Annotated in this window: 22 protein-coding genes; 8 read left to right on the top strand and 14 right to left on the bottom strand. The window is 65.9% G+C overall.

Annotated features, from left to right (window positions below; translation table 11 throughout):
- Positions 1-121 precede the first annotated feature (121 nt).
- Positions 122-697: a polysaccharide deacetylase family protein gene (locus DM992_RS11845; protein ID WP_111016938.1), complete on the top strand. Its 576-nt coding sequence runs from the start codon at positions 122-124 to the stop codon at positions 695-697.
- Between the two features lie 18 nt (positions 698-715).
- On the opposite strand, the gene DM992_RS11840 is transcribed toward DM992_RS11845, so the two are convergent.
- Positions 716-1675, bottom strand: coding sequence for a phosphotransferase (locus tag DM992_RS11840; protein WP_111016937.1), 960 nt, complete (start codon positions 1673-1675; stop codon positions 716-718).
- Positions 1676-1700: 25 nt separating this feature from the next.
- Here DM992_RS11840 and DM992_RS11835 point away from each other — a divergent pair, with 25 nt between their 5' ends.
- Positions 1701-2390, top strand: a complete 690-nt coding sequence (locus DM992_RS11835) for a CmcI family methyltransferase (protein WP_111016936.1) — start codon at positions 1701-1703, stop codon at positions 2388-2390.
- On the opposite strand, the gene DM992_RS11830 is transcribed toward DM992_RS11835, so the two are convergent.
- Genes DM992_RS11830 through DM992_RS11810 form a run of 5 tightly spaced genes read right to left on the bottom strand, consistent with a single transcriptional unit; the run spans position 2347 to position 7258 of the window.
- Positions 2347-3552: a glycosyltransferase gene (locus DM992_RS11830; protein ID WP_111017893.1), complete on the bottom strand. Its 1206-nt coding sequence runs from the start codon at positions 3550-3552 to the stop codon at positions 2347-2349. The genes DM992_RS11835 and DM992_RS11830 overlap by 44 nt on opposite strands.
- A 7-nt stretch (positions 3553-3559) precedes the next feature.
- Positions 3560-4627 carry an asparagine synthase-related protein gene (locus DM992_RS11825; RefSeq protein WP_111016935.1) on the bottom strand — a complete coding sequence of 356 codons (1068 nt, stop codon included), beginning with the start codon at positions 4625-4627 and terminating at the stop codon, positions 3560-3562.
- The gene (locus DM992_RS11820) at positions 4624-5502 is read right to left on the bottom strand and encodes a 4Fe-4S cluster-binding domain-containing protein (protein WP_111016934.1); all 879 of its coding nucleotides are present in this window, start codon (positions 5500-5502) and stop codon (positions 4624-4626) included. Before DM992_RS11820 ends, DM992_RS11825 begins: the two co-directional genes overlap by 4 nt.
- A 1-nt stretch (position 5503) precedes the next feature.
- A complete protein-coding gene (locus DM992_RS11815; protein WP_111016933.1) occupies positions 5504-6508 on the bottom strand; it encodes a phosphotransferase in 1005 nt (334 codons plus the stop codon).
- Positions 6509-7258, bottom strand: coding sequence for an FkbM family methyltransferase (locus DM992_RS11810; RefSeq protein WP_111016932.1), 750 nt, complete (start codon positions 7256-7258; stop codon positions 6509-6511).
- A 272-nt stretch (positions 7259-7530) separates the two neighbouring features.
- On the opposite strand from DM992_RS11810, the gene DM992_RS11805 reads away from it, so the two are divergent.
- Positions 7531-8799: an IS256-like element ISBcen18 family transposase gene (locus tag DM992_RS11805; RefSeq protein WP_081938342.1), complete on the top strand. Its 1269-nt coding sequence runs from the start codon at positions 7531-7533 to the stop codon at positions 8797-8799.
- Here the strand turns inward: DM992_RS11805 and DM992_RS42675 are convergent.
- Positions 8780-8959, bottom strand: a complete 180-nt coding sequence (locus DM992_RS42675; RefSeq protein ID WP_162631561.1) for a hypothetical protein — start codon at positions 8957-8959, stop codon at positions 8780-8782. The genes DM992_RS11805 and DM992_RS42675 overlap by 20 nt on opposite strands.
- A 3-nt stretch (positions 8960-8962) precedes the next feature.
- Between DM992_RS42675 and DM992_RS42670 the strand changes: the two genes are divergently transcribed.
- Positions 8963-9181 (top strand): HNH endonuclease signature motif containing protein, encoded by a 219-nt coding sequence (locus DM992_RS42670; protein ID WP_275427576.1) that lies wholly within the window; start codon positions 8963-8965, stop codon positions 9179-9181.
- A gap of 24 nt (positions 9182-9205) precedes the next feature.
- On the opposite strand, the gene DM992_RS11795 is transcribed toward DM992_RS42670, so the two are convergent.
- Both DM992_RS11795 and DM992_RS11790 read right to left on the bottom strand, forming a co-directional pair.
- Positions 9206-9793: a recombinase family protein gene (locus DM992_RS11795; protein ID WP_111016931.1), complete on the bottom strand. Its 588-nt coding sequence runs from the start codon at positions 9791-9793 to the stop codon at positions 9206-9208.
- Between the two features lie 120 nt (positions 9794-9913).
- Positions 9914-10249 (bottom strand): hypothetical protein, encoded by a 336-nt coding sequence (locus tag DM992_RS11790; protein WP_111016930.1) that lies wholly within the window; start codon positions 10247-10249, stop codon positions 9914-9916.
- A gap of 317 nt (positions 10250-10566) precedes the next feature.
- Between DM992_RS11790 and DM992_RS11785 the strand changes: the two genes are divergently transcribed.
- The gene (locus DM992_RS11785; RefSeq protein ID WP_111016929.1) at positions 10567-10833 is read left to right on the top strand and encodes a hypothetical protein; all 267 of its coding nucleotides are present in this window, start codon (positions 10567-10569) and stop codon (positions 10831-10833) included.
- Between the two features lie 579 nt (positions 10834-11412).
- Here DM992_RS11785 and DM992_RS11780 read toward each other — a convergent pair.
- The gene (locus DM992_RS11780; protein WP_111016928.1) at positions 11413-13005 is read right to left on the bottom strand and encodes an ABC-F family ATPase; all 1593 of its coding nucleotides are present in this window, start codon (positions 13003-13005) and stop codon (positions 11413-11415) included.
- A 132-nt stretch (positions 13006-13137) separates the two neighbouring features.
- Positions 13138-15387 (bottom strand): AsmA family protein, encoded by a 2250-nt coding sequence (locus tag DM992_RS11775; protein ID WP_111016927.1) that lies wholly within the window; start codon positions 15385-15387, stop codon positions 13138-13140.
- 152 nt (positions 15388-15539) lie between these two features.
- Here DM992_RS11775 and DM992_RS11770 point away from each other — a divergent pair, with 152 nt between their 5' ends.
- Both DM992_RS11770 and fetB read left to right on the top strand, forming a co-directional pair.
- Positions 15540-16241: an ATP-binding cassette domain-containing protein gene (locus DM992_RS11770; RefSeq protein ID WP_111016926.1), complete on the top strand. Its 702-nt coding sequence runs from the start codon at positions 15540-15542 to the stop codon at positions 16239-16241.
- Positions 16238-17041, top strand: coding sequence for an iron export ABC transporter permease subunit FetB (gene fetB / locus DM992_RS11765; RefSeq protein ID WP_111016925.1), 804 nt, complete (start codon positions 16238-16240; stop codon positions 17039-17041). The genes DM992_RS11770 and fetB overlap by 4 nt, the downstream gene beginning before the upstream one ends.
- 48 nt (positions 17042-17089) lie before the next feature.
- On the opposite strand, the gene DM992_RS11760 is transcribed toward fetB, so the two are convergent.
- From DM992_RS11760 to DM992_RS11750, 3 genes are all read right to left on the bottom strand, one after another.
- Positions 17090-17563 carry a PliI family lysozyme inhibitor of I-type lysozyme gene (locus DM992_RS11760; protein ID WP_111016924.1) on the bottom strand — a complete coding sequence of 158 codons (474 nt, stop codon included), beginning with the start codon at positions 17561-17563 and terminating at the stop codon, positions 17090-17092.
- 250 nt (positions 17564-17813) lie between these two features.
- Positions 17814-18365, bottom strand: coding sequence for a DUF6013 family protein (locus DM992_RS11755; protein WP_111017891.1), 552 nt, complete (start codon positions 18363-18365; stop codon positions 17814-17816).
- A gap of 264 nt (positions 18366-18629) precedes the next feature.
- Positions 18630-19646: a zinc-binding alcohol dehydrogenase family protein gene (locus tag DM992_RS11750; protein WP_111016923.1), complete on the bottom strand. Its 1017-nt coding sequence runs from the start codon at positions 19644-19646 to the stop codon at positions 18630-18632.
- Between the two features lie 123 nt (positions 19647-19769).
- Here DM992_RS11750 and DM992_RS11745 point away from each other — a divergent pair, with 123 nt between their 5' ends.
- A complete protein-coding gene (locus DM992_RS11745; protein WP_111016922.1) occupies positions 19770-20711 on the top strand; it encodes a LysR family transcriptional regulator in 942 nt (313 codons plus the stop codon).
- Positions 20712-20910 lie beyond the last annotated feature (199 nt).

The raw sequence follows: 20910 nt of genomic DNA, 5'->3' as shown, positions 1-20910 counted from the left end.
ACGGGCGGTATCGCCCGGCCGTGTTGCGCCCGCACGCTTGCGCTCGCTGACGACGCACGACCGGTCAGCCGCCGGATTGCGCTATCGTTCCGGTTCCACTCACGCGCGCGCTCTCCCCGCGATGTCCATTCACCTCAGTTTCGACGACGGCCCCGGCCCGTCGACGCCAGCCTTGCTCGACGTCCTGCGCAACGCCTCGTGCGCAGCGACCTTCTTCCTGCTCGGCAAGAATCTCGCGGGCGCGCTCGACATCGCGGCGAGAATGGCGCGCGAAGGCCATCGGCTCGGCAATCACACGCATACGCACGCGAGGCCGGGCGCGCTGGCGGACGACGTGCTGATCACCGAAATCGATGCAACCGACGCGCTGATTCGCGACGCGTATCGCCGGGCCGGTATGCCCGCACCGGATACGATCCCGCTGCGCCTGCCTTACGGGCTGATGCCGCAGGACAATCGCGCCGGCGTACTTGCACGCCTTCAACGCGAACACACTGGCTGGACCGCAATCCTCGACGATTGGCAGCGCCCGGCGCCGACGCCCGAGGCGCTGTTCGACGCAATGCGCGCGCATGTCGCCGACAGCTCGGCACGACATCGCGACGTGCTGTTCTGCATGCACGACGGATCGCAGCATGGCGAAGCGCGGCCCAACACGGTCGAAGCCGTGCGCCTGTTCCTGAATCGACAAAACTGACGCGGTGGCCGGCCAGCTTCAGGGCGCCGCACCGTCCAGCAACTGCCGCCAGCCGCCGAGAAACCCGATGCCGGGGCCCGGCATCCACAGGCCGCGTTGCGCGGCTTCCAGATGGATCAGCGTCTGGTCCGCGCAGAACAGCGACATCAACGCATCGCGGTTCGCGCGCATCCAGTCCGGCGCAGCATCGGGCCGCGTCGCTGCATAGGCTTGCAGGCCGGCCTCCCATCGCTGCGCATCGAAAACGAAGCGATCGTCCCTGCCCGCATCACGCGACAGCGCGAACAGCGCAAAGGCCGCCTCTAGCCATTGCGCACCCTGCCCGACATCATCGAAATCGAGCACGCCGTTCACCGCACGCCCGACGTACAGCAGGTTGCCCGCGTGATAGTCGCCGTGCAGCCAACGCACCGGCCCCGTCAGCCAGCGGGACGCGGCGGCGAGATGCGTGCCGATCCGCCGGATCATCGTGTCGTAATGGCTACTCAAGTCGCCCGGCAACGACGGCATCGCACGCGCCGACACACGCGCATGGCGCGCCGCCAACCAGGCCATCGGCGCGGATTCGCTCACAGGGATCGCCGCCAGCGCCGAATGCAGATGCGCGAGCGCGCGCATCGCATCGATCGCACCCGCTTGCGCATCGTCGGGCAGGCCGGGGCTGCCGTCGATATGCTCGAACAGATGCAGCCAGCTTCCATCGGGGGCCTGCACACCGGACTGCGCATCCACGGTCGGCCGCAGGCGCGGCAGCGCGGGCAGCATCGGCGCCGTGCGCGAACGGCCGAGATCGCCGAGTATCGACGCCTCGCGATGCACCTGCTCGACCGGCTTGCCCGACCACGACACGCGCAGCACCACGCGCTCCGAATCGCACTCGACGAGATACGTTTTGTTAGTATGGCCCGACGACAGTGCCTGCAGGCGCGCCGGCCCGAGGTTCCAGTGCCGGCGAAGCCAGGGTTCCAGCGTTTTCACGTCACTCCTACTCGTTGCATTGACCATGTCAGAGCGTCCTTCGGCCCGTATGCGGGACATCAACATCGAATGGCTGAAGCGCGCTGCCGAATTCGACCATCTGTTCCAGACGCGCTGGCTCGGCGAGCGCTTCTTCCATCTGCCCGGCGACATGCTCGCGCTCCAGGAACTGATCTGGCGCGAGCGCCCCGACTGCATCGTGCAGACCGGTATCGCCGCGGGCGGCGGCATCGTGTTCTCCGCGTCGATGCTGGAATTGAACGGCGATCGCGGCCGCGTCGTCGCGATCGAGCCGCGCCTGCGCGACGAGGTCAGGCAGCGCCTGCAATCGCACCGGCTCGCCCATCGCATGGTGCTGATCGAAGGCGAATCGTGCGCGGCCGACACGCTCGCGTCGGTGCGCGCACGGATCGGCGACGACGCACGCGTGATGGCGATCCTCGATCTCACACATACGCACGCGCACGTGCTGCGCGAACTCGAATGCTATGCATCGCTCGTGACGCCCGGCAGCTATGCGATCGTGATGGACACCATCATGGAATATCTGCCGGCATCGATGTTCGACGGCAAGCCGTACGGCAAAGGCAACAACCCGGCAACGGCCGTGCGCGAATTTCTCGCCCGCGACAGCCGGTTCGAGGTCGACGAGGACATCGAGGACCGCGTGCTCATGACGCTGTCGCCAGGCGGCTTCCTGAAGCGAGTTCGCTGATCAGGCGGGCGGCCTGCGCCGAGCCGTCGCGCGCGTAGCTCGCACGGATGCGCGCCGCGTGCTCGCGCAGCGGCCCGGGACGCAGCAGGCGTTCGAGCGCAGCGGTAATGCCAGCGACGCCGGCCTGCTGCAGATCCAGCACGCACCCGGCGCCGGCCCGCTCGACGAAGTGCGCCGAATGAAACTGGTCGTTGCAGAACGGCGACAGCAGCATCGGCACACCGCACGCGAGCGACTCCATCACCGAATTCGCGCCGCCGTGGCTGACGAACGCATGCGTGCGCCGCAGCAGCGCCAGTTGCGGCACATAACGCACCGCGACGACACGCTCGTCACCGGCCGGCAGCAGATCCGAATCGACCAGTTCGCCCACCGACAGCACCAGTTGCGCCGACGTCGCGCGCGTTGCGTCAATGACCTTCGCGAACACGTCCGGATGGCAATAAAGCTGGCTGCCGAGCGACATATAGACGAGCGGGCGATCCGCGTCGAGGCGTTCCCACGGGAACGGCGTCTCGTCGCCACGCGGGCCGGACGGCAACGCGGGGCCGACCAGCTCGACGCCCGGCGGCGGCGCGCCGACCAGCGCATCGGTCGTGAACGCGAGCGTCAGATGTGGCGACAGGATGTCGCAACCGCGAAAGCGCGCGTCGAGACCGTAGCGTGCGAACAGGCGTGTGCGTTCCGGCGCGAGCCAGCGCACCGTGCGCAGCAGTTCCGAATCGAGATCGTCCGGCAGCACCGGATTCAGTGAATTGGACATCGAGACCCACGGCAGCCCTTCCAGCTCGGCGGCAATCGCCGCCGCATAGAGCAGCGGATCGATCACGACCACGTCGGGCCGCCATTCGCGCAGCACCGTGCGGATGCCGTCCACCTGCGCGGGCGCAAGGTCGATCAGCAGCGTGCGGATCCAGTGCCGCAGCCAGTCGGCGTCGCGAATGTTCGCGGCGAAGCTCGCGCCGCGCGACAGGTCGTGGCGTTCGGGCGTCTCGCGCGGCCCGACGAACGCGAAGTCGCCGGCGCCGTCGAGTTGCGCGCTGATGTCGGCCGGCGCGTAGAACGCGACGTCGCAGCCGGCGGCGCGCAAATGCTGGGCCGGACCGATGCATGGATTGACGTGCCCTTTTTCGGGCACCACGCAGAACAGGATGCGTTTCATGAGCGGCTCAGGTTGGTCGATGCGCGGCATCGAAGTGGAAGTGGCCGAGATGATCCAGGATCAGCGTCAGCGTCGCCCACAGCACGCGCTCGGTATCCGCCTGCAGCGTGGGTGCGGGAAGGCCGAGCGTGTCGGCAAGCGCGAGCGTGCAGTCGCGATCAAGTAGCGCAGCGAGGTTCATCGCCGGCGCGAGCCGCCCGCGCTTGGGGCCGTGCACGAGACGGTCCGGCAGGTTCAGGCGCGCCCCGAGATCGCGCAGGCACTGCTTGTTCGGGTCGGGTGCGATGCTCGTCAGATGCGCGACGACGGCGGCGTCGACAAACGGCGGATGCAGGTCGACCGACGCCGCATCGAACAACGCATGGCACAGCGGCAGATAGTTGGCCGACCGGTCGCGGCGCAGCACCTGGTCCGCACCGTCGCCGGTGATGGCCACCTCGATGCCGTCCGCGGCCATCGCGTCGGCCAGCAGCAGCTTCGCGACCGGATGCAGGTTGAACATCGGCTCCTCCACCGCGTGGGTCGTTCTCGGCAGCGCGGCCACGAAATCGGCCTCGTTCGCGCGCACGATCTTCACCGTCGCCTGCATCTGCGCGGCCAGTTCGAGTGCGGCATCGCGTTCGCAATAGTCCGGCATGTCGGTTGCGAGGATGTAGGACGTCACGTGCCGCTGCGCGCCGAGTTCGCGCAGCAACGCGAGCAGCAGCGCCGAATCGAGCCCGCCGCTCAGCGCCAGCGCGACGCGCTTGCCGCTGTCGAGCGCGCGTTGCAGCGATGCGCGCAGCACGGTTTCCAGATCGCCGCGCTGCGGCCGCTCGGGCGCCGGCTGCACCGCCAGCCCTTGCGGCGAACGGATCAGCGCATGGCCGGGCGGCACTGCCAGCACGTCGCGCAGCACGGTGCGGCCAACGAGACGCTCGCCGCTCAGGTAGCCCGCGATGGCGGCCCTGTCCGGCGCGCCGGCCGGTTGCCCCGACGCATGCAGTACGGCCCGGATGCCGGACGCCGACACGCCGCTGCGCGGGTGGTAGTGCAGACGATCGAAACCGAACGGGTCGCGCGTGCCGACGATCATGGATAACGAGCCTTCAAGGTGTCCACTTCGATACGTTTGAGGATGCGATGCGGCGCCACCGGCGCGCTGCCGCCCTGGCAATGCAGGCACGCTTCGAGCGGCGCCTCGCGTTGCAGATAGGCGAGCATCGCGTCGAGCATGCCGGCGCCGTCGCGCAGCGGCAGGCCATCGGATTGAAAATCCTTCTCGCCCTTGTACAGCGTATGGAAATGTGCGGGACGCGTGCACGTGTAGAACATGCCGTCGCGAATCATATGGCAGCGCTCGCGGATCCAGCAATCGTGATAAAGGCGCTGTGCGTCGTCGCGGTCCGTGCCGGGCTGAGCGCGATTCATCGTCGTGAACACGTCCTGCACCTTCCAGTTCAGGCGCACGTTAAAGCGCGCGGCCTGGTGCTCGACATGCGCGATCAGGTCGGGCGAAAGCGACGGCTTCGGGTAGCGCGAGATCGTCAGCGCATCCACCGACTGCCAGAACGCGTCCGGCATCTCGCCGAGCTTCAGGCCGTTCGTCGTGACGGAGATCACGGGCGCAATGCCCGTGGCGCGCACGCGTTCGATCAGCTCGACGAGCGCCGGATGCAGCAGCGGTTCGCCGCCGACCAGCTTGAACATGCGCGGGCTCAAGACCTTCGCGGCCATGCGCAGATCGGCCTCGATCGAATCGGGGCTCGCATGCCACTCGGGCAGGAGCGGCGACAGCGAGCAGCATTCCGCGCAGGTCAGGTTGCAGTGATCGACGATATGCGCTTCCAGCGAGCGCGTCCTGACGCGCCCGTCTTCGACGCGGTAATCGCGATCCAGCGGCGGCGGGAAGACATGTTGCCGCTCGCCGGATGGCAGCGGGTTCGTGGCCCGGTTCGGATTCGCATTCACTTCAGCTTCCTGCTTCCACGCAACGGGAAAAGAAATCGACGAGACGGCCGCGCGCGTCCACCATCGCGGACGCCATCGTCACCGCCCCGCTCAGGTGTGCGGCGAAGCGCGCCGGATCGTCGAGCCAGCCTTGCACGACCCACAGCTTGAGCGCGTGCTGCAGACACGCGGCATCGACGGCCCATACGATGCGCGCGGGATCAACCGGCCGGACCCGCCGATACGCGCGCACAAAGGCTTCCGCCAGGTGCGGCGCCTCCAGCGGCAGATGATTCAGACAACGCACCAGCTCGTACTCGCGCGGCGCGCCGATCGACGCTTCCCAGTCGAGGATGAGCGGCGGCGGCGTGCCCGCGTCCGCGTCCGCGAACAGATAGTTGAACTGGTTGTAGTCGTTGTGGATCGGGTGCTGCGGATCGTCGGCGGGAAACGCTTCGACGCTGCCCGGATAGTAGCGGTCGATCACGCGCAGCGCGAGCTCGACATAGCGGCGCAGGTTCGCGGCGCCGTCGTTCGAGCGCGCGCGATCCAGCGCTTCCAGCAGGCTGCGGCGCACCGCGTCCGCGTCGATCGCGATCAGCCGCGCGCGGATCGTGTCGAGCGACTGCAGATGAAGCCGTTCGAGACTCAAATGCAACGCCGCCAGACTCGCGCCGAGCGCATCCCACTCGGCCGGCGAAAACGTGTCGTAAGTTCTGAACTGCCCTGCTTCCCAGCGCGTCAGCATCGCGTGCGCGCCGGTGCCCGTCCACAGCGGTTCGCCGGCCGTCGTGCGTTTCAGCGTCTGGACACGGAAGCGCGCATCGCCGTGCGTCTCGAAATGTGCGAGGACGGCGGCTTCCTTGGCCGCGCGCGCGTGATGCTCCGGCGCATAGAGCTTGACCGCCACGCCGCCGTCGTCGGTCGGCAGGCGCCACACGCGTTCGCCGACCTGCCGCGGCGGCCCGCTTTGGCCGAGCGCATAGGCGTCGCGGATTTCGTCGAAGATGACGGCGGGCTGATTCATTCAGATGTGCTCGGCCGGCCCGTGCCGATACGGATGGCCGCTCAGGAACGTGTTGTGCCCGACGTAGCGCAGCTTGTACATCGCCGGCCGGAACAGCACCGACGGAGCGTTGTTCGCGATGCCGAGCAGCGGGTACAGGTCCTGCCGCACGAAGAATGCGTTGTTGCCCATGTCGTCGCAGCAGACGAGCTCATAGCCCTTCTGCCTGCCGAGGCGAACGAGCGATTCGAGGCTCGCGCCGTAATAGGTCGATCCGTCCCATTCGTGGTCCGGATTGAAGCACATGACCCAGCATTCGGGCGGCGTGTAGTACGGGTTGTATTCGATCACGACGATGCGCGGCTGAAACGCCTGCAGGCCACGCCACACCCAGTAATCGTTGCCGTCGATATCGATCGACAGCAGGTCGAAGTCGGCCGGCACGTTCGCATCGGCGAGCAACTCGTCGATCGTGTCGGGCTGAACGCGGTCGTGATGCAGACGGACGCGCTCCGCGCCCGCGTAGTGAGCGGCAAGCTTGCCGAACCGGTACGCGCTGCCTTCCACCAGCACGCCCGCCCAATCCTGTTCGCGCAGCAGCCGCGCGGTGTTGCTGTTGCGCAGCCCGTCGCTCGCGCCGATATCGACGCAGAAGCGATTCGTAGGCGCGATCCGCTCCATCAGCCGCGCGAGGATGCTTTCCTCGGTGCCCTGCGCGTACAGGCTTGGCGCAAGGCCGGACAGGTCGAGCGGGAGAGGATGGTCCTGCATCGAGGGGCGGCTCCGGGTCGGGACGGGGAATGGGGATTGGTGTTCGGAGGGTAATTTACCCGAAGTCGATTGATCGGAGGAAACTGGAGTGCGCGATGCTGTGCGGCTTTGCCGGCGGCGGAAATGAAAAAGCCCGCATCGACAATGCTGTCGATACGGGCCTGATGCGTTTCCGGCAGTTTCCTCCATGCGCCGCGCTTCGTACTGCCTGGACCTATCCGTCATTTCGTGGGCGGGGCATATCATGAGGTATAAAAGTCATGGATATGCCGATGAAGAAGAAGAGGCAAACCGTAGCGCGTCAGGCAGCGGCCCGCGGGCCGCTGCCTGAGTTGCCCAAGGAACTGCTGGACCAGTTGGTCAAGGGGCCGATGACGCCGACCGAGGTTCAGGATCTGATGCTGGCGTTCAACAAGGCGATCATCGAACGGGCGATGGGCGCCGAGATGAATCTGCATCTGGGCTACCCGTCGGGCCAGTCCAAGCCGGCCGGACAAGCCAACGAGCGCAACGGCGCCAGCGGCAAGACGGTCATCACGGATCGCGGCCCGGTTCGTGTCGAAGTCCCTCGTGACCGTGACGGCAGCTTCGAGCCGATCCTGATTCCCAAGCACGAGCGCCGCTTCACCGGCTTCGACGAACGCATCATTGCGATGTACGCGCGTGGCATGAGCGTGCGCGAGATTCAAGGGTTTCTGGCCGAGCAATACGGCACCGAAGTGTCGCCCGACTTCATCAGCTCGGTCACCGACGAGGTGATGGCCGAAGCGCTGAGCTGGCAGAGCCGCCCACTCGAGGCGATGTATCCGGTCGTGTTCTTCGATGCGCTGCGGGTCAAGATCCGCGACGACGGGGTGGTCAGCAACAAGGCCGTCTATCTGGCCTTGGGCATCCAAGCCGATGGCCAGCGCGATGTGCTGGGCCTCTGGATCGAGCAGACCGAGGGCGCCAAGTTCTGGCTCAAGGTGTTCAATGAACTCAAGACGCGCGGCTGCCAGGACATCCTGATCGCCGTGGTCGATGGCCTGAAGGGGCTAACCGAAGCCATCAGCGCGGCCTATCCGCGGACCACCGTTCAGACCTGCATCGTGCATCTGATCCGCAATAGCCTCGAATACGCCAGCTACAAGGACCGCAAGGTACTCGCCACGGCGCTGCGCCCGATCTACGCGGCTGCCAGCGAAGAGGCAGCAAGGCAAGCGCTGCAAGACTTCGCCGACGGACCTTGGGGCGCGAAGTACCCGACGATCGTGCAGTCGTGGCAACGCGCGTGGGAGCACGTCGTGCCGTTCTACGTGTTCCCGCCGGAAATTCGGCGAGTCGTTTATACGACAAACGCCATCGAGAGCTTGAACATGCAATTGCGCAAGATCATCAAGACGCGCGGTCACTTCCCGAACGACGAGGCGGCCATCAAGCTGCTCTGGCTGGCGCTGCGCAACGTACTGGCCAAGACCGTGAGGGCCGCCTTCGACTGGAAATCAGCGATGAACCAGTTTGCTATTCTGTTCGGCGAACGGTTTACGCAGGCGCGTGGATAACCTGTTGTTCAACCGCCTCGCCCACAAAAATGCGGACAGGTTCCTCGTTGATCGTCGCCCGATCCAGCGTGCCGGGTACCAGTTGCTTGATCAGTTCCGGGTCCAGGTTCAAACCCTTGCCCGGTTCAATCGTCACTTCTTCCTTGCGTTTGCGTGGCATAACGTGGCTCCTTGGCCATCAGTTTATGCCTCACACACAAACATTAGGATAGGCTCTATCTGCGGTGGATGCGGGAAACCAGCCCCATTTCAAAGGAAGTCCACGGGGCGGCCCTATCTAGAGGTCCATCACGTGCTCCCCCTTGCACAAGGCGGGCATGACACTGTGGCCAATGCCATCGCCCTTTGTCCGAATTGCCATCGAGAGCAGCACTATGGCTAATTGAAGGCTGGAGTAGCCAGTTCCTCAGCCGCCTGCTTGCACCTTCTCCCGTAGCCGCATGATGGTCTGACGGCTGGTCTTAAAGTCCCGCGCCAGCGCCGCTACAGCCTCCCCCTTGGCCAGCCGCCCAGCCACCTCCGCTTGCTGCTCACTGGTCAATGCCGATGGCCTGCCGAACTGCTTCCCCTCGGTACGCGCTCGCTGGATGCCTGCATTGGTCCGCTCAATCAACAGGTCCCGTTCAAACTCGGCTACGGCGTTCAGTACCTGCATCGTCATCTTCCCTGCTGCGCTAGTCAGGTCCACCCCACCCAAGGCAAGGCAATGGACCTTCACCCCCTGGCCCGCCAGTGCCTCCACCGTGGCCCGTACGTCCATCGCATTGCGGCCCAGCCGGTCCAGCTTGGTCACGACCAGGATATCGCCTGATTCCATGCGGTCAATCAAGCGAGTGAAGCCGGGGCGCTCGGAGGCAGCTACAGAGCCGCTGATGGATTCCTCCACGATGCGCCGCTTGTCGATAGCGAACCCGGCGCGCTCAATCTCTAGGCGCTGGTTTTCGGTGGATTGATCATGGGTGGACACACGGCAGTAAGCGAAGACGCGGGACATAGCGGAAGCCTGTACGAAAGAGATGTACGAATCTTATGCTATGTCCGAATAGTTTACAAGCTCACTTTCGTACACACCTGACAGCCCATGTCCGAAAGGGAACGGTTTAGTACCTAGCTCTTAATGACCGTTCGCGTAGGACAGCAAGCCCGTAACAGCAAAGGCGCAATACCCACCCCAAAGGACAAGCGCCCATTTCTTTGAAAACCCCGCAGAGGCCAGTCTGTAGCTTGCGTTAGTGATGACTATCCAAATCAAGCCAAATGAAATGAACCCAAGCATTGCTCCGCTTATGAAGTTCACGAAACCACGGAAAGAGTTGAATGCCGCGTGCTTGGTGAGCCACGCACCGGCCGCACCCACGGCCGCAGCAGTAATCACATTCCGGAAGTGTTCGAAGATTGCCTTCGTGGCCTCATTGTCGCGCGCATAGCGGTCGAGATGGTGGAACGCCATAGCTCTCTACCCCGTTCATTTGGATGCAGGCATCATACGTTGTTCGCCGCTGGAGAAACGCGCGCCCACGCGTCAGGAATCGCGCGCGTTACCCTGATGCGCATCATGATGGCGGGCCCGCGAGAATCGGGAGGGCCACCGGGGGGAATTTCGCGGCGAGACTTTATCAGATACCCTCTGAGATTTTCCCGGCCAACATTTGAGACCCATGAGAGCCCCAGTCGAATTAGCAGGAAGGTCGGTGTAGTATCAGAGCACCGCGCCGTGGATTTGCTACGCGCAGGATAACTACTTCCGATACGCTATAGGGGACCACCTTGAAGAAGATCATTCTCGCCGCGCTTCTTGTAAGCGCAGGCGCAGCACACGCGCATACCTCCAGCTACGGCTACCGCTCATCCGGCTCGAATCTCTACGGGTCGTCTACCGGGGAGCATTACGTCAACGGCTACACGCGCTCAAACGGTACCTACGTTCAGGGCCACTACCAGACCAACCCGAACGATACAAAACTGGATAACTGGTCCACCCAAGGAAACCAAAATCCATATACCGGCCAGTGGGGAACGAAGTCCCCGTATTGACAGCCCCCTAATAGGAGCTGCCCACAAGACCTGGGGATGAAGCCATGAGCTTCATATACACGGGACACGTCAGCAGCTCTTTACGCCCCCACATACTCGAAGGCTTCAGAGCGCTATGGACATCTTTACGGGCATTGTTATCGCCGTTCTCGTTCCATTCTTGCTGTTATCGTACCTTTTTAGAAACAAGCCTGGGTCAACGTTTGGCCCCAAAGTCTGCTCCAGATGCAATGTTGAACTACGGGGCTGGAATAGCTCTGGTCGGAAACAGGTTTGGTTTCGTACCGATGCAAACGGAAATCGCGTTTATCTCTGCGCCAAGTGCAAGAACAAGTGAGCGTCATTACATCCTTGGAGAACACCGTTAGCCACCAATCCCGGCCGCGACAATACTCCAGCTACGAAGCAAGAAGGCCCACACCGACAAACGCCGATGTGGGCCTTTTGTGTTTCTGGTGGAATCACCTACACGTTCCGTCTAGTGTCCCCTAGAGAACCGCCCCGCTGCTGTCCCAACGGGACAATTCCGTGGGACAATCCGGGACACATGAACGGTGGTCTTGGGACAACCCGGCAGAATTACTCCTGCCCCTGGCTCGTCAGGAATTCCTCGTAGTTGCCACCAAAGTCGAACAGCGTACCGTCCGTGCGCACCTCGATGATCCGGTTCGCCAGCCCGCTCACGAACTCGCGGTCGTGCGACACGAAAATCAGCGTGCCTTCGAACTGCTCGAGCGCGATCTGCAGCGACTCGATCGATTCCATGTCCATGTGGTTGGTCGGCTCGTCCATCAGCAGCACGTTGTGGCGGCCGAGCATCAGCTTGCCCCAGATCATGCGGCCCTTCTCGCCGCCCGACAGCACCTTCACCGACTTCTTGATGTCGTCCGACGAGAACAGCAGGCGGCCCAGCGTGCCGCGCACCATCGTTTCGTCGTCACCGTCCTTGCGGTACTGGTCGATCCAGTCCATCAGCGTGATGTCGTTCGGGAACTCCTCGTACGTGTCCTGCGGCATGTAGCCGACATTCGCGTTCTCGGACCACTTCACCGTGCCGTGCTCGAGCTCGAGCGCGCCGAGCAGCGAACGCAGCAGCGTCGTCTTGCCCGCACCGTTCTCGCCGATGATCGCGATCCGCTCGCCCGGCTGCACCGACAGGTTGAAGTTCTGGAAGATCGTGCGCTCGTACTTCTTCGTGATCTCTTCCGCAACCACCGCGACGTTGTGCAGCTTCTTCTCGAACTCGAAGCGGATGAACGGGTTCTGGCGCGACGACGGCTTGAATTCCTCGATCTTGATCTTGTCGATCTGCTTCGCGCGGCTCGTCGCCTGGCGGGCCTTCGACTTGTTCGCCGAGAAGCGGCGCACGAAGTCCTGCAGTTCGGCCACGCGCTCCTTCGCACGCGCGTTCGCCGCGGCCTGGCGCTCGCGCGCCTGTGCCGATGCGAGCATGTAGTCGTCGTAGTTGCCCGGCCAGACCTTCAGCGTGCCGTAGTCCATGTCGGCCATGTGCGTGCACACCGAGTTCAGGAAGTGACGATCGTGCGAGATGATGATCATCGTCGAGTTGTACTCGTTGAGCGTGTGCTCGAGCCAACGGATCGAGTTGATGTCGAGGTTGTTGGTCGGCTCGTCGAGCAGCAGCACGTCGGGCTTCGAGAACAGCGCCTGCGCGAGCAGCACGCGCAGCTTCCAGCCCGGCGCGACGTCGCTCATCGTGCCGTTGTGGAACTTCTCCTCGATGCCAATGCCGAGCAGCAGCGCGCCCGCGCGCGCCTCGGCGTCGTAGCCGCCGTATTCGGCGAACTTGCCCTCGAGTTCGGCCGCGTGCATGTAGTCGTCGTCGGTGGCTTCCGGGTTCGCGTAGATCGCGTCACGCTCGGTCATTGCGGCCCACATCTCGGTGTGGCCCATCATCACGACGTCGAGCACGCGCACGTCTTCGTACGCGAACTGGTCCTGGCGCAGCTTGCCGAGACGCACGTTCGGCTCCAGCGCGACGTTGCCGGCGCTCGGCTCGAGGTCGCCGCCGAGGATCTTCATGAAGGTCGACTTGCCACAGCCGTTCGCGCCGATCAGACCATAGCGGTTGCCCTCGCCGAATTTGACCGAGATATTCTCGAACAAGGGCTTCGGCCCGAATTGCATCGTGATGTTGGCAGTAGAAAGCACGGCAGGTCCCGTTAAAGGATAAATCGACGGAAAACCGTGTATTTTAGCAGGTGTCGGAGAAACTGCCGACCATGCCGTTCCGGCCCCGCCAATCCGCCCTCCGCGCCGGGCACCCGCCAGTGCCCGCCCGCCTCACTTGCCGGCCTTCGCGGCCGCCCTCTGCGCCGCCTTCGCGTTCATCTGCCCGAACAGTTCCGAGCACGGCACGTCCTTGTTGTTGCTCGGCGCGATCAGCGGAATCAGCGCCGCGAACGGATTGATCAGGCCGAGCCCGATCATCGCGCCGGCACGCAGCGCAAGCGCACCCGCGTCGACGCCGACGTCCGGGTTCTTGAACGTGCCCTTCGCGTACAGCGGCGAGCGCAGCGAGAAGATCCGGAAACCCTTCGTGTGCGGATGGATCTTCAGGTCGAGCGTTTCGTCGCGCAGGCTGATCGGGCCGTCGACGTTGATCAGCGCGTCGTCGGTATCGAGCGCGAACACCTTCGGGTCGAGGATGCCGTTGGTCGCGACGAAGTCGATCGCCGCGCAATTGATGTTCACGTCGCGATTGCCGAACAGCTTCTCGTAGACGACGTTCGCGACGTTCAGCCCCGCGGCTTCCATCAGCAGGCGGCTGATGCGGCCGTCGGTGACGAGCGCCTTCACTTCGCCGGTCGACGTCGCCGCGAGCGCGGCCGGCGAGTTGCCGGTCGCCGACAGCGACGCGTCGCCGTTGATCTCGCCGAGCGCCGACTGCATCACCTTCTGCGCCGGGAACAGCTGCTTGAGCTTCAGGTGCCGCGCGGCCACCGTGAAGCGGCCCTTCAGCGGCGCGCCGCTGCCGTCGAGGTGCGCGGTCGTCGCGAGCGTGCCGCCCGCGACGCCGAACTGCAGCGGTTCGAGCGACAGCACGCCGTCCTGCATCACGATGTGTGTGTACAGGTTGGTGATCGGCAGGTTCGAACTCTTGATCAGCTTGCGGCCGGTGAACTTCACGTCCGCGTCGAGCGCGCGCCAGCGGTCGGTGCGGAACGTCTCGACCGGCAGCACGCGGCCCGGCGGCTGGCGCGTCGTGTCGCCGCGCTTCGCCTTGCTCGCGGCCGTGTCCGCGCCGATCACCGGCGCGAGATCGGAGAACTGCAGCAGGTTCGACACGAGTTCGCCCGACAGCTTCGGCCGCGGCTCGCGCTGCGCATACAAGAGCGTGCCGCCGAGATCGCTGCCGCCGACGCGGCCGTTGAAGTTTTCGTAGCGGAACGTGCTCGCTTTCGGCTTGAAGTTGCCGACCAGACGCCCTTCGGTCGCATAAGGCGGCGTGTCGGGCAGCGTGATGCCGGTGAGCTGATAGAGGTGCGACATCGACGTGCCCTGCAGCCACAGGCGCAGGTCGAGCGCCGCGAGATGCCGCGGGTCGGTCAGCGTGCCGACGATCGCGAGCCGCGTGTCGCCGGCCTTCACGTCGGCCTGCAGCGGGAACGGCCGCGACGTGTCCTCGACCGCGAGCACGCCGCCGAGCTTGCCGGTACCGCTGATCGGCACGTTCTTGTAGCGGCCGTCGACCTTCAGCCCGAACGCATAGGTCGGGCCGGACGGCTTCGCCGGCGCCGCGGTGCCGCTTGCGCCGGACGCCGCGGACGCCGCAGCCGCCGATGCAGGCGCAACCGCCATGGATGACGACGCCCCCGCAGCCTGCGCCGCCGAAGTGCTGGACGCGGCTTCCGCGTTTGCCTTCGCGCTCAGTTGCGCGGCGCCGTGCTTGCCGACACGCTGCGCGGACGCTGCACGCGACGTCTGTTCCTGCTCCTTCAGCACGTCACCGAGCGGAATCGGCTGCCCGAGCGTATCGATCGCGACGGTCAGATCGGCCTTCGTGATCGCGTCTCGATACGTGACGGTGCCCTTCGCGAAACCAAAGCTGTCGAGCCGTACCTTCCACGGCGACGGCTGCGCCGATTGCTTGAACTGGAAGGTCCACGTGTTGCGGCCGTCGGCGAGCCGCTCGAGGTCGACGGCGGGATTCACGACGTCGATCGACGGAATGACGATTTCGTGCGCGAGCAACGGCAGGATCGCGAGATCGAAGCGCGCGGCATCGAGCGTGACGAACTTGGGCGCCTTCGCCCAGTCGGGGTTGCCGATCTCGAGCTGCGTGGCCGAAAAGCTCGGCCATGGCACCCAGGCGCGCCAGCCGGTCTCGCCGTCGGGGCGACGCCAGCCGACCTTCAGGTCGCCGTTGATCGCGAACGGGCGGCCGAGCGCGGCACTCACCTGTTCGTTGACCCACGGTTTCGCGCGGTTCCAGTCGAATATGAAGAGAAAGACGCCGGCCGCCGCGATGAGCACCGCGACGATACCGACGATCCATGCAGCCGATTTGCCGATGGCTCGGGTTAGCGTCATGGCGGTTCCGTTGTTGTTCTGAAATGTTGCCGCACCATGCCGCGCCGCTTGCGTGGACGAACGGCGCACGACACTCGCGGCTTTTCAATCGGTATTATGACGCACGGCACGGCGACCTTTCGGCACCATTAACGCTTTTTTTCATTTGTGACATGACAGCCCCCACCGGCCTCATCGACGCGCAGCGCATCACGCGGCGCGACGCCAGCAGCGGCAAGGCCCTGCTCGCCCCGACCGATTTCAGTCTCGCCGCGGGATCGCGCATTGCTATCACGGGACCGTCCGGGTCGGGCAAGAGCGTGCTGCTGCGCGCGCTCGCGCTGCTCGATCCGCTCGACGGCGGCCACATCCTGTGGCGCGGCCGCCGGATCCGGCGCAGCGCGATCCCGCGCTACCGGCGCAGCATCGCATATGTGCGCCAGCGCCCCGCGCAAATGGACGGCACCGTCGAATCGCAATTGCGCTATCCGTATTCGCTTGCGATCTATCGCGACGTCGCGTTCGATCGCGCGCGCGCCGAAGCGCTCGCCGCACGTGCCGGCCGCGGCCCCGACTTTCTCGACAAGCGCGCGAGCGACCTGTCGGGTGGCGAAGCGCAGATCGCCGCGCTGCTGCGCGTGCTGCAGCTCGACCCCGACGTCCTGCTGCTCGACGAGCCGACCTCCGCGCTCGATCCCGAATCGGCGCGCGCGATCGAAGCACTCGTCGGTGCGTGGTTCGACGCAGCGCCCGACGCTCGCGCGTACATGTGGATCTCGCACGATCCGGCCCAGGCCGCGCGGATCGGCACGACGCGGCTCGTGATGCAGGCCGGCGTGCTGCACGCAGCAAACCAGATGGAGGCCGCGCGATGAGCCCGGCACTGCAGGACTTGAGCCTCGTAGACGTCGGCATCGCCGCCGCGCTCGTCGCAATCAACGGCGCGATCTCGGCGGCGCTGTCGCTCGGCCTCGGCCGCAAGCTCGCGCTAGCGGCCGTGCGCACCGTCGTGCAGTTGCTCGCGATCGGATACGTGCTCGGCTGGGTGTTCGGCCATCCGCACTGGTATGTCGTGCTGCCGCTCACCGCGCTGATGACGCTGATCGCCGGTTTCGCCGGCGCCGGACGCGGCAAGCGCACGTACCGCGGCCAGCGCATCGACAGCATCGCGTCGATCTGGTTCAGCAGTTGGTTCGTCGCGGCGGTCGGCCTGTTCGTCGTGATCCGCATCCGTCCGTGGTACGCACCGCAATACGCGATTCCGATCCTCGGGATGATTCTCGGCAATACGCTGACGGGCGTGTCGCTCGGCGTCGAGCGGATGATGGAAGAACTCACCGCACGCCGCGACCGCGTCGAGACTGCGCTCGCGCTGGGCGCGACGCGCTGGGAAGCCGCGCAGGACGCCGCGCGCCAGGCCGTCCGCGCGGGCATGCTGCCGACGCTGAACCAGATGGCCGTCGTCGGCGTCGTGAGCCTGCCGGGAATGATGACGGGCCAGGTGCTGGCCGGCCAGTCGCCGCTGCAGGCCGTGCGCTACCAGATCGTGATCATGTTCCTGATCGCCGCGGCGTCCGCGCTCGGCACCGTCGGCGCGGTGCTGATGACCTATCGCCGGCTGTTCTCGGCCGATCACCGCTTTCTCGCGTCGCGGCTCGAGGAGCGCGCGCACTGACACGCGGCGGCGCCGCGCACTGCGTTCGCGTGGTGCGCGGTCAGCGCGTCAGCGCACGCCGCGGCGCTTGCCGATCGCCTGCCGCAACGCGGCCGCGATGTCCGCGTCGGGCGCGAGCCCGTCGACCGACGCGACGAGCCGCACCGCACGCGGTGTCGTCACATAGGCCTGCGCGCCGACATAACCGCCGCTGCCGGCCGAGCGCGTCGTCACGACGAGCGCCTGCGGCGCGCGTGTGCCGAGGTCGGCCGCGTATGCATCGGTAACCGTGCCATCGCGCGCATGCAACGCCCCCGTCACGTAGTCGTCGGTATCGAAGCCGGGTGCGGCATGCGCGGTCGAATACACGCGCACCGCGTAGCTGCCGGTCGAGCACGGTTCGAGTGCGCCGCTCGACACGACCGCCACCTGCTGCCGCGACGGCAGCTCGACCTTCTTCACGAAACTGCAATCGTCGGCCGCCTGCGCGTGCGCGGAGACGAACGCAGCGGCCGACAACAGCATGCACATTCGGAATTTCATCGGGATATCGTGACAGGAAGGTGATGATGCGGCAGAGCATAACGTGACATCCGCATGACGTCACGCAGGTCGCCACGCTGCACCGACGCGCGGCGAACGGCTGCCATGCCGTTGCCGCGGCACTGCAGCGCGAAGCTGGTCGCGGGAAAGCATCGTGACTGCGGCACGAAACGCTCACGTGCCGCCCTGCTCGTCGCGCCAGTCGAATCCGTTGCGCGCGCACCGGACGAAACGCCGGCCCGCACGCTGCTCAACGCTTGATCGACACCGTCACCTTCGTGCCGTCGCTCATCGTCACGGACTTCGAACCGCCGTTGGTCGGAATCGACACCCACTTCACCTGGCTCACCGACACGACGTCCGGGCACTGCAGCGACTTGCCGCCGGCCGTCACGGCGCGCGTGCCCTTCGGCGCGGCCGCCTGGAAGCTCATCTGCACGTTCGCGATCCCCTTCGCGTCGATCGACGGCGCGAGCCGCACCTGGGTCTGGCGCACCATCGCGCCGTTCGCGTCGCGCGGCAGGTTGTCCGCGTTCGGGCAGCCGTCCGGCAACGCGACCGCGCCGCTCGGCGGCACCGACTTCCAGTTGAAGTCGTCCGTCTCGCCCGAGCGGATCTTGCGGGTCTCCTGCATATTGCCGAAGGTCTTCGAGTCGACCTTGACGGTGTATTCGAACTGCCCCGTACCGCCGCCCTTCAGGCTGCCCTTGACCGGCGGCGCCGCGAATACGCTCGCGCTGACGCACGCCACCGCGAACACGGCCGACCACGATGCGGCGACTGACAAGCTGCGTTGGCTCATGCTGACCTCCTTGTAATGCGGCGGCACGCGCGTGCCGCGCGGTTTTCGATGCATGATGCGTTGCCAGTCTACCGCCAAGCGGCATGCAATGCGCCGCAAACGCATCGGGTGTTACCCCGCTTGCGTTCGCGGCGTTGCAACCCTACGCGCAATGCCGGCTCTCGAGAAAGCGCCGGGCCGCCGCAGGTTTTCCAACCCGAAGGAAGTCCCGTTGGGGGATGCCTCCTCGAAGGGCTTCGCACGACGCGACGGGTTTGCAGGCGCTCAGAAGCCACTCAGCACGAGCTTGCCGATCGTGCGCCCGGCTTCGAGCAACTGGTGCGCGCGGCGCACGTTCGCGGCATTGATCGCGCCGAGCTGTTCGCCGAGCGTCGTGCGCAGCGTGCCGCCGTCGACGAGCCGCGCGACTTCGCCGAGGATCCGGTGCTGCTCGATCATGTCCGGCGTCTCGAACATCGCGCGCGTGAACATGAACTCCCAGTGGAACGCGGCGCTCTTCGCCTTCAGCAGTTCGACCGGCACCGGCTTCTCGTTCTCGACGATCGTGCAAATGCCGCCCTGCGGCCGGATTACTTCCGCCGCGGCGGGGAAATGGCGATCCGTGTCGTTGAAGATCAGCACGTAGTCGACGTTCGGATGCCCGGCCTCGCGCAACTGCGCAGGCAGGTCGCCGAAATGGTCGACCACCGCATCCGCGCCGAGCGAGCGCACCCATTCGGCCGACGCCGGCCGCGACGCGGTCGCGATCACGTGCAGCTTGCCGAGCACCTTCGCGAGCTGGATCGCGATCGAGCCCACGCCGCCCGCGCCGCCGATGATCAGCACCGACTTGCCGGCGTCCGCGCCCTGCGGCGACACGCGCAGCCGGTCGAACAACGCTTCCCACGCGGTCAGCGCGGTGAGCGGCAGCGCGGCCGCGGCGGCGAAGTCGAGCGTGCCCGGCTTCAGCGCGGCGATCCGCTCGTCGACCGCATGGAATTCGCTGTTCGCGCCGGGCCGCGTGATGCTGCCCGCGTAGAACACTTCGTCGCCGGGCCGGAACAGCGTGACGTCCGCGCCGACTGCGACGACCGTGCCGGCGGCATCCCAGCCGAGCACGCGCGGCGTGTCCTCGACCTGCGGCTTCGGCGCGCGCACCTTGGTGTCCACCGGGTTCACGGAAATCGCCTCGACCTTCACGAGCAGGTCGCGCGGGCCCGGCACGGGCTGCGGCAGCTCCACGTCGAGCAAGGCCTGCGGGTCGTCGATCGGCAGATAGCGGGTCAGTCCAACGGCTTTCATCACGAAACTCCTTTCAGGAAAAGGGCCGGGCCGCGGCGCAGCCCGATGAACGTCATCGTAGGCAACCCGATCATTCGAGAAAACCGATATATTTCCTGAAACATTTTCAGGAATTTCAGAATAATGGCATCCGATCCGATTGCGGCACCCGACAAGCCGCTCGACCTGCTCGACGTCGCGCTGTTCGTGCGCGCGGCGCTGCTCGCGAACGTCACCGCGGCCGGGCGAGAGTTCGGCGTGTCGGCCGCGGTCGCGAGCGCGCGCATCGCGCAACTCGAGCGCCAGCTCGGCGCGCGGCTGCTGCACCGCACCACGCGCCGCATCAGCCTCACGCAGGACGGCGAGGTCTTCATGGCGCGCGCCGACGCGCTGCTGTCGGCCGCCGACGCCGCGCGCGCGTCGGTCGGCCGCGGCCGCAGCGAGCCGTACGGGCGGCTGAAAGTGTCGATGTCGTCGTCGTTCGGCCGCCAGCATGTCGCGCCGGTGATTCCCGCGTTCCTGCGCCGCTATCCGTCGGTGTCGCTCGACCTGCGGCTGTCCGACGAGATCGTCGATCTCGTCGACGACGGCTACGACGTCGCGATCCGCCTCGGCGCGCTGAAGGATTCGACGCTCGTCGCGCGCAAGCTCGCGGTGAACCGCCGCGTGCTGTGCTGTTCGCCCGCGTATCTCGCCGAACGCGGCACGCCCCGCCATCCGGCCGACCTCGCGCAGCACGAGTGCGTGATCCTCGGCGACCAGCGCGACTGGTCGTTCGCGACGCCGCAAGGCCCGCTGACCGTGCGGGTCGCCGGCCGGCTCGTCGCGAGCAATGGCGAGGCGATCCGCGAAGCGCTGGTCGACGGCTTCGGGATCGCGATCAAGTCGACCTGGGACGTCGGCCCGCTGCTCGCGAGCGGTGCGCTCGTCACGGTGCTCGACGACTATCCGTTCGCCGACGATGTCGCGATCTGGGCCGTCTATCCGAGCCGCGCGCACGTGCCGCTGAAGACGCTCGCGTTCATCGCGTTCCTGGCCGAACATTTCGGCGATCCGCCGTACTGGGACCGCGCGGACGGGCGATAGGTGCCGGCGTTCGGCTCGCTCTGTGGGCGTGCCGGTTCGAGTCGGGCCTCAGGATTCGTACCCGCCGCGACCGCCCGGCCCGGCCAACCGGCTACAATGGCGCGTTCGCGACGCAATGGCCCGCAGCCGAACGGGGCCCGCGCCCGCAAGCGGCCGCCCGTTGGCCGCGCACGCATTTCATTCGCCTCCCAATCATCCC

Origin of the sequence: Burkholderia sp. JP2-270 (genome assembly GCF_003233675.1) — a bacterium.
GTDB lineage: Bacteria > Pseudomonadota > Gammaproteobacteria > Burkholderiales > Burkholderiaceae > Burkholderia > Burkholderia pyrrocinia_C.
Note: the sequence above shows the minus strand (reverse complement) of the source record. Positions and strands in the feature narration are given on the sequence as shown.

Bases quoted from the DNA above. Each gene is read 5' to 3' on its own strand.
- DM992_RS11760 (WP_111016924.1), bottom strand. From the start codon at position 17,563: ATGAAATTCCGAATGTGCATGCTGTTGTCGGCCGCTGCGTTCGTCTCC.
- DM992_RS11790 (WP_111016930.1), bottom strand. From the start codon at position 10,249: ATGGCGTTCCACCATCTCGACCGCTATGCGCGCGACAATGAGGCCACG.
- DM992_RS11830 (WP_111017893.1), bottom strand. From the start codon at position 3,552: ATGAAACGCATCCTGTTCTGCGTGGTGCCCGAAAAAGGGCACGTCAAT.
- DM992_RS11745 (WP_111016922.1), top strand. From the start codon at position 19,770: ATGGCATCCGATCCGATTGCGGCACCCGACAAGCCGCTCGACCTGCTC.
- DM992_RS11825 (WP_111016935.1), bottom strand. From the start codon at position 4,627: ATGATCGTCGGCACGCGCGACCCGTTCGGTTTCGATCGTCTGCACTAC.
- DM992_RS11750 (WP_111016923.1), bottom strand. From the start codon at position 19,646: ATGAAAGCCGTTGGACTGACCCGCTATCTGCCGATCGACGACCCGCAG.
- DM992_RS11845 (WP_111016938.1), top strand. From the start codon at position 122: ATGTCCATTCACCTCAGTTTCGACGACGGCCCCGGCCCGTCGACGCCA.
- DM992_RS11770 (WP_111016926.1), top strand. From the start codon at position 15,540: ATGACAGCCCCCACCGGCCTCATCGACGCGCAGCGCATCACGCGGCGC.
- DM992_RS11805 (WP_081938342.1), top strand. From the start codon at position 7,531: ATGAAGAAGAAGAGGCAAACCGTAGCGCGTCAGGCAGCGGCCCGCGGG.
- DM992_RS11775 (WP_111016927.1), bottom strand. From the start codon at position 15,387: ATGACGCTAACCCGAGCCATCGGCAAATCGGCTGCATGGATCGTCGGT.
- DM992_RS11810 (WP_111016932.1), bottom strand. From the start codon at position 7,258: ATGCAGGACCATCCTCTCCCGCTCGACCTGTCCGGCCTTGCGCCAAGC.
- DM992_RS42675 (WP_162631561.1), bottom strand. From the start codon at position 8,959: ATGCCACGCAAACGCAAGGAAGAAGTGACGATTGAACCGGGCAAGGGT.
- fetB (WP_111016925.1), top strand. From the start codon at position 16,238: ATGAGCCCGGCACTGCAGGACTTGAGCCTCGTAGACGTCGGCATCGCC.
- DM992_RS11815 (WP_111016933.1), bottom strand. From the start codon at position 6,508: ATGAATCAGCCCGCCGTCATCTTCGACGAAATCCGCGACGCCTATGCG.
- DM992_RS11795 (WP_111016931.1), bottom strand. From the start codon at position 9,793: ATGTCCCGCGTCTTCGCTTACTGCCGTGTGTCCACCCATGATCAATCC.
- DM992_RS11755 (WP_111017891.1), bottom strand. From the start codon at position 18,365: ATGAGCCAACGCAGCTTGTCAGTCGCCGCATCGTGGTCGGCCGTGTTC.
- DM992_RS11835 (WP_111016936.1), top strand. From the start codon at position 1,701: ATGTCAGAGCGTCCTTCGGCCCGTATGCGGGACATCAACATCGAATGG.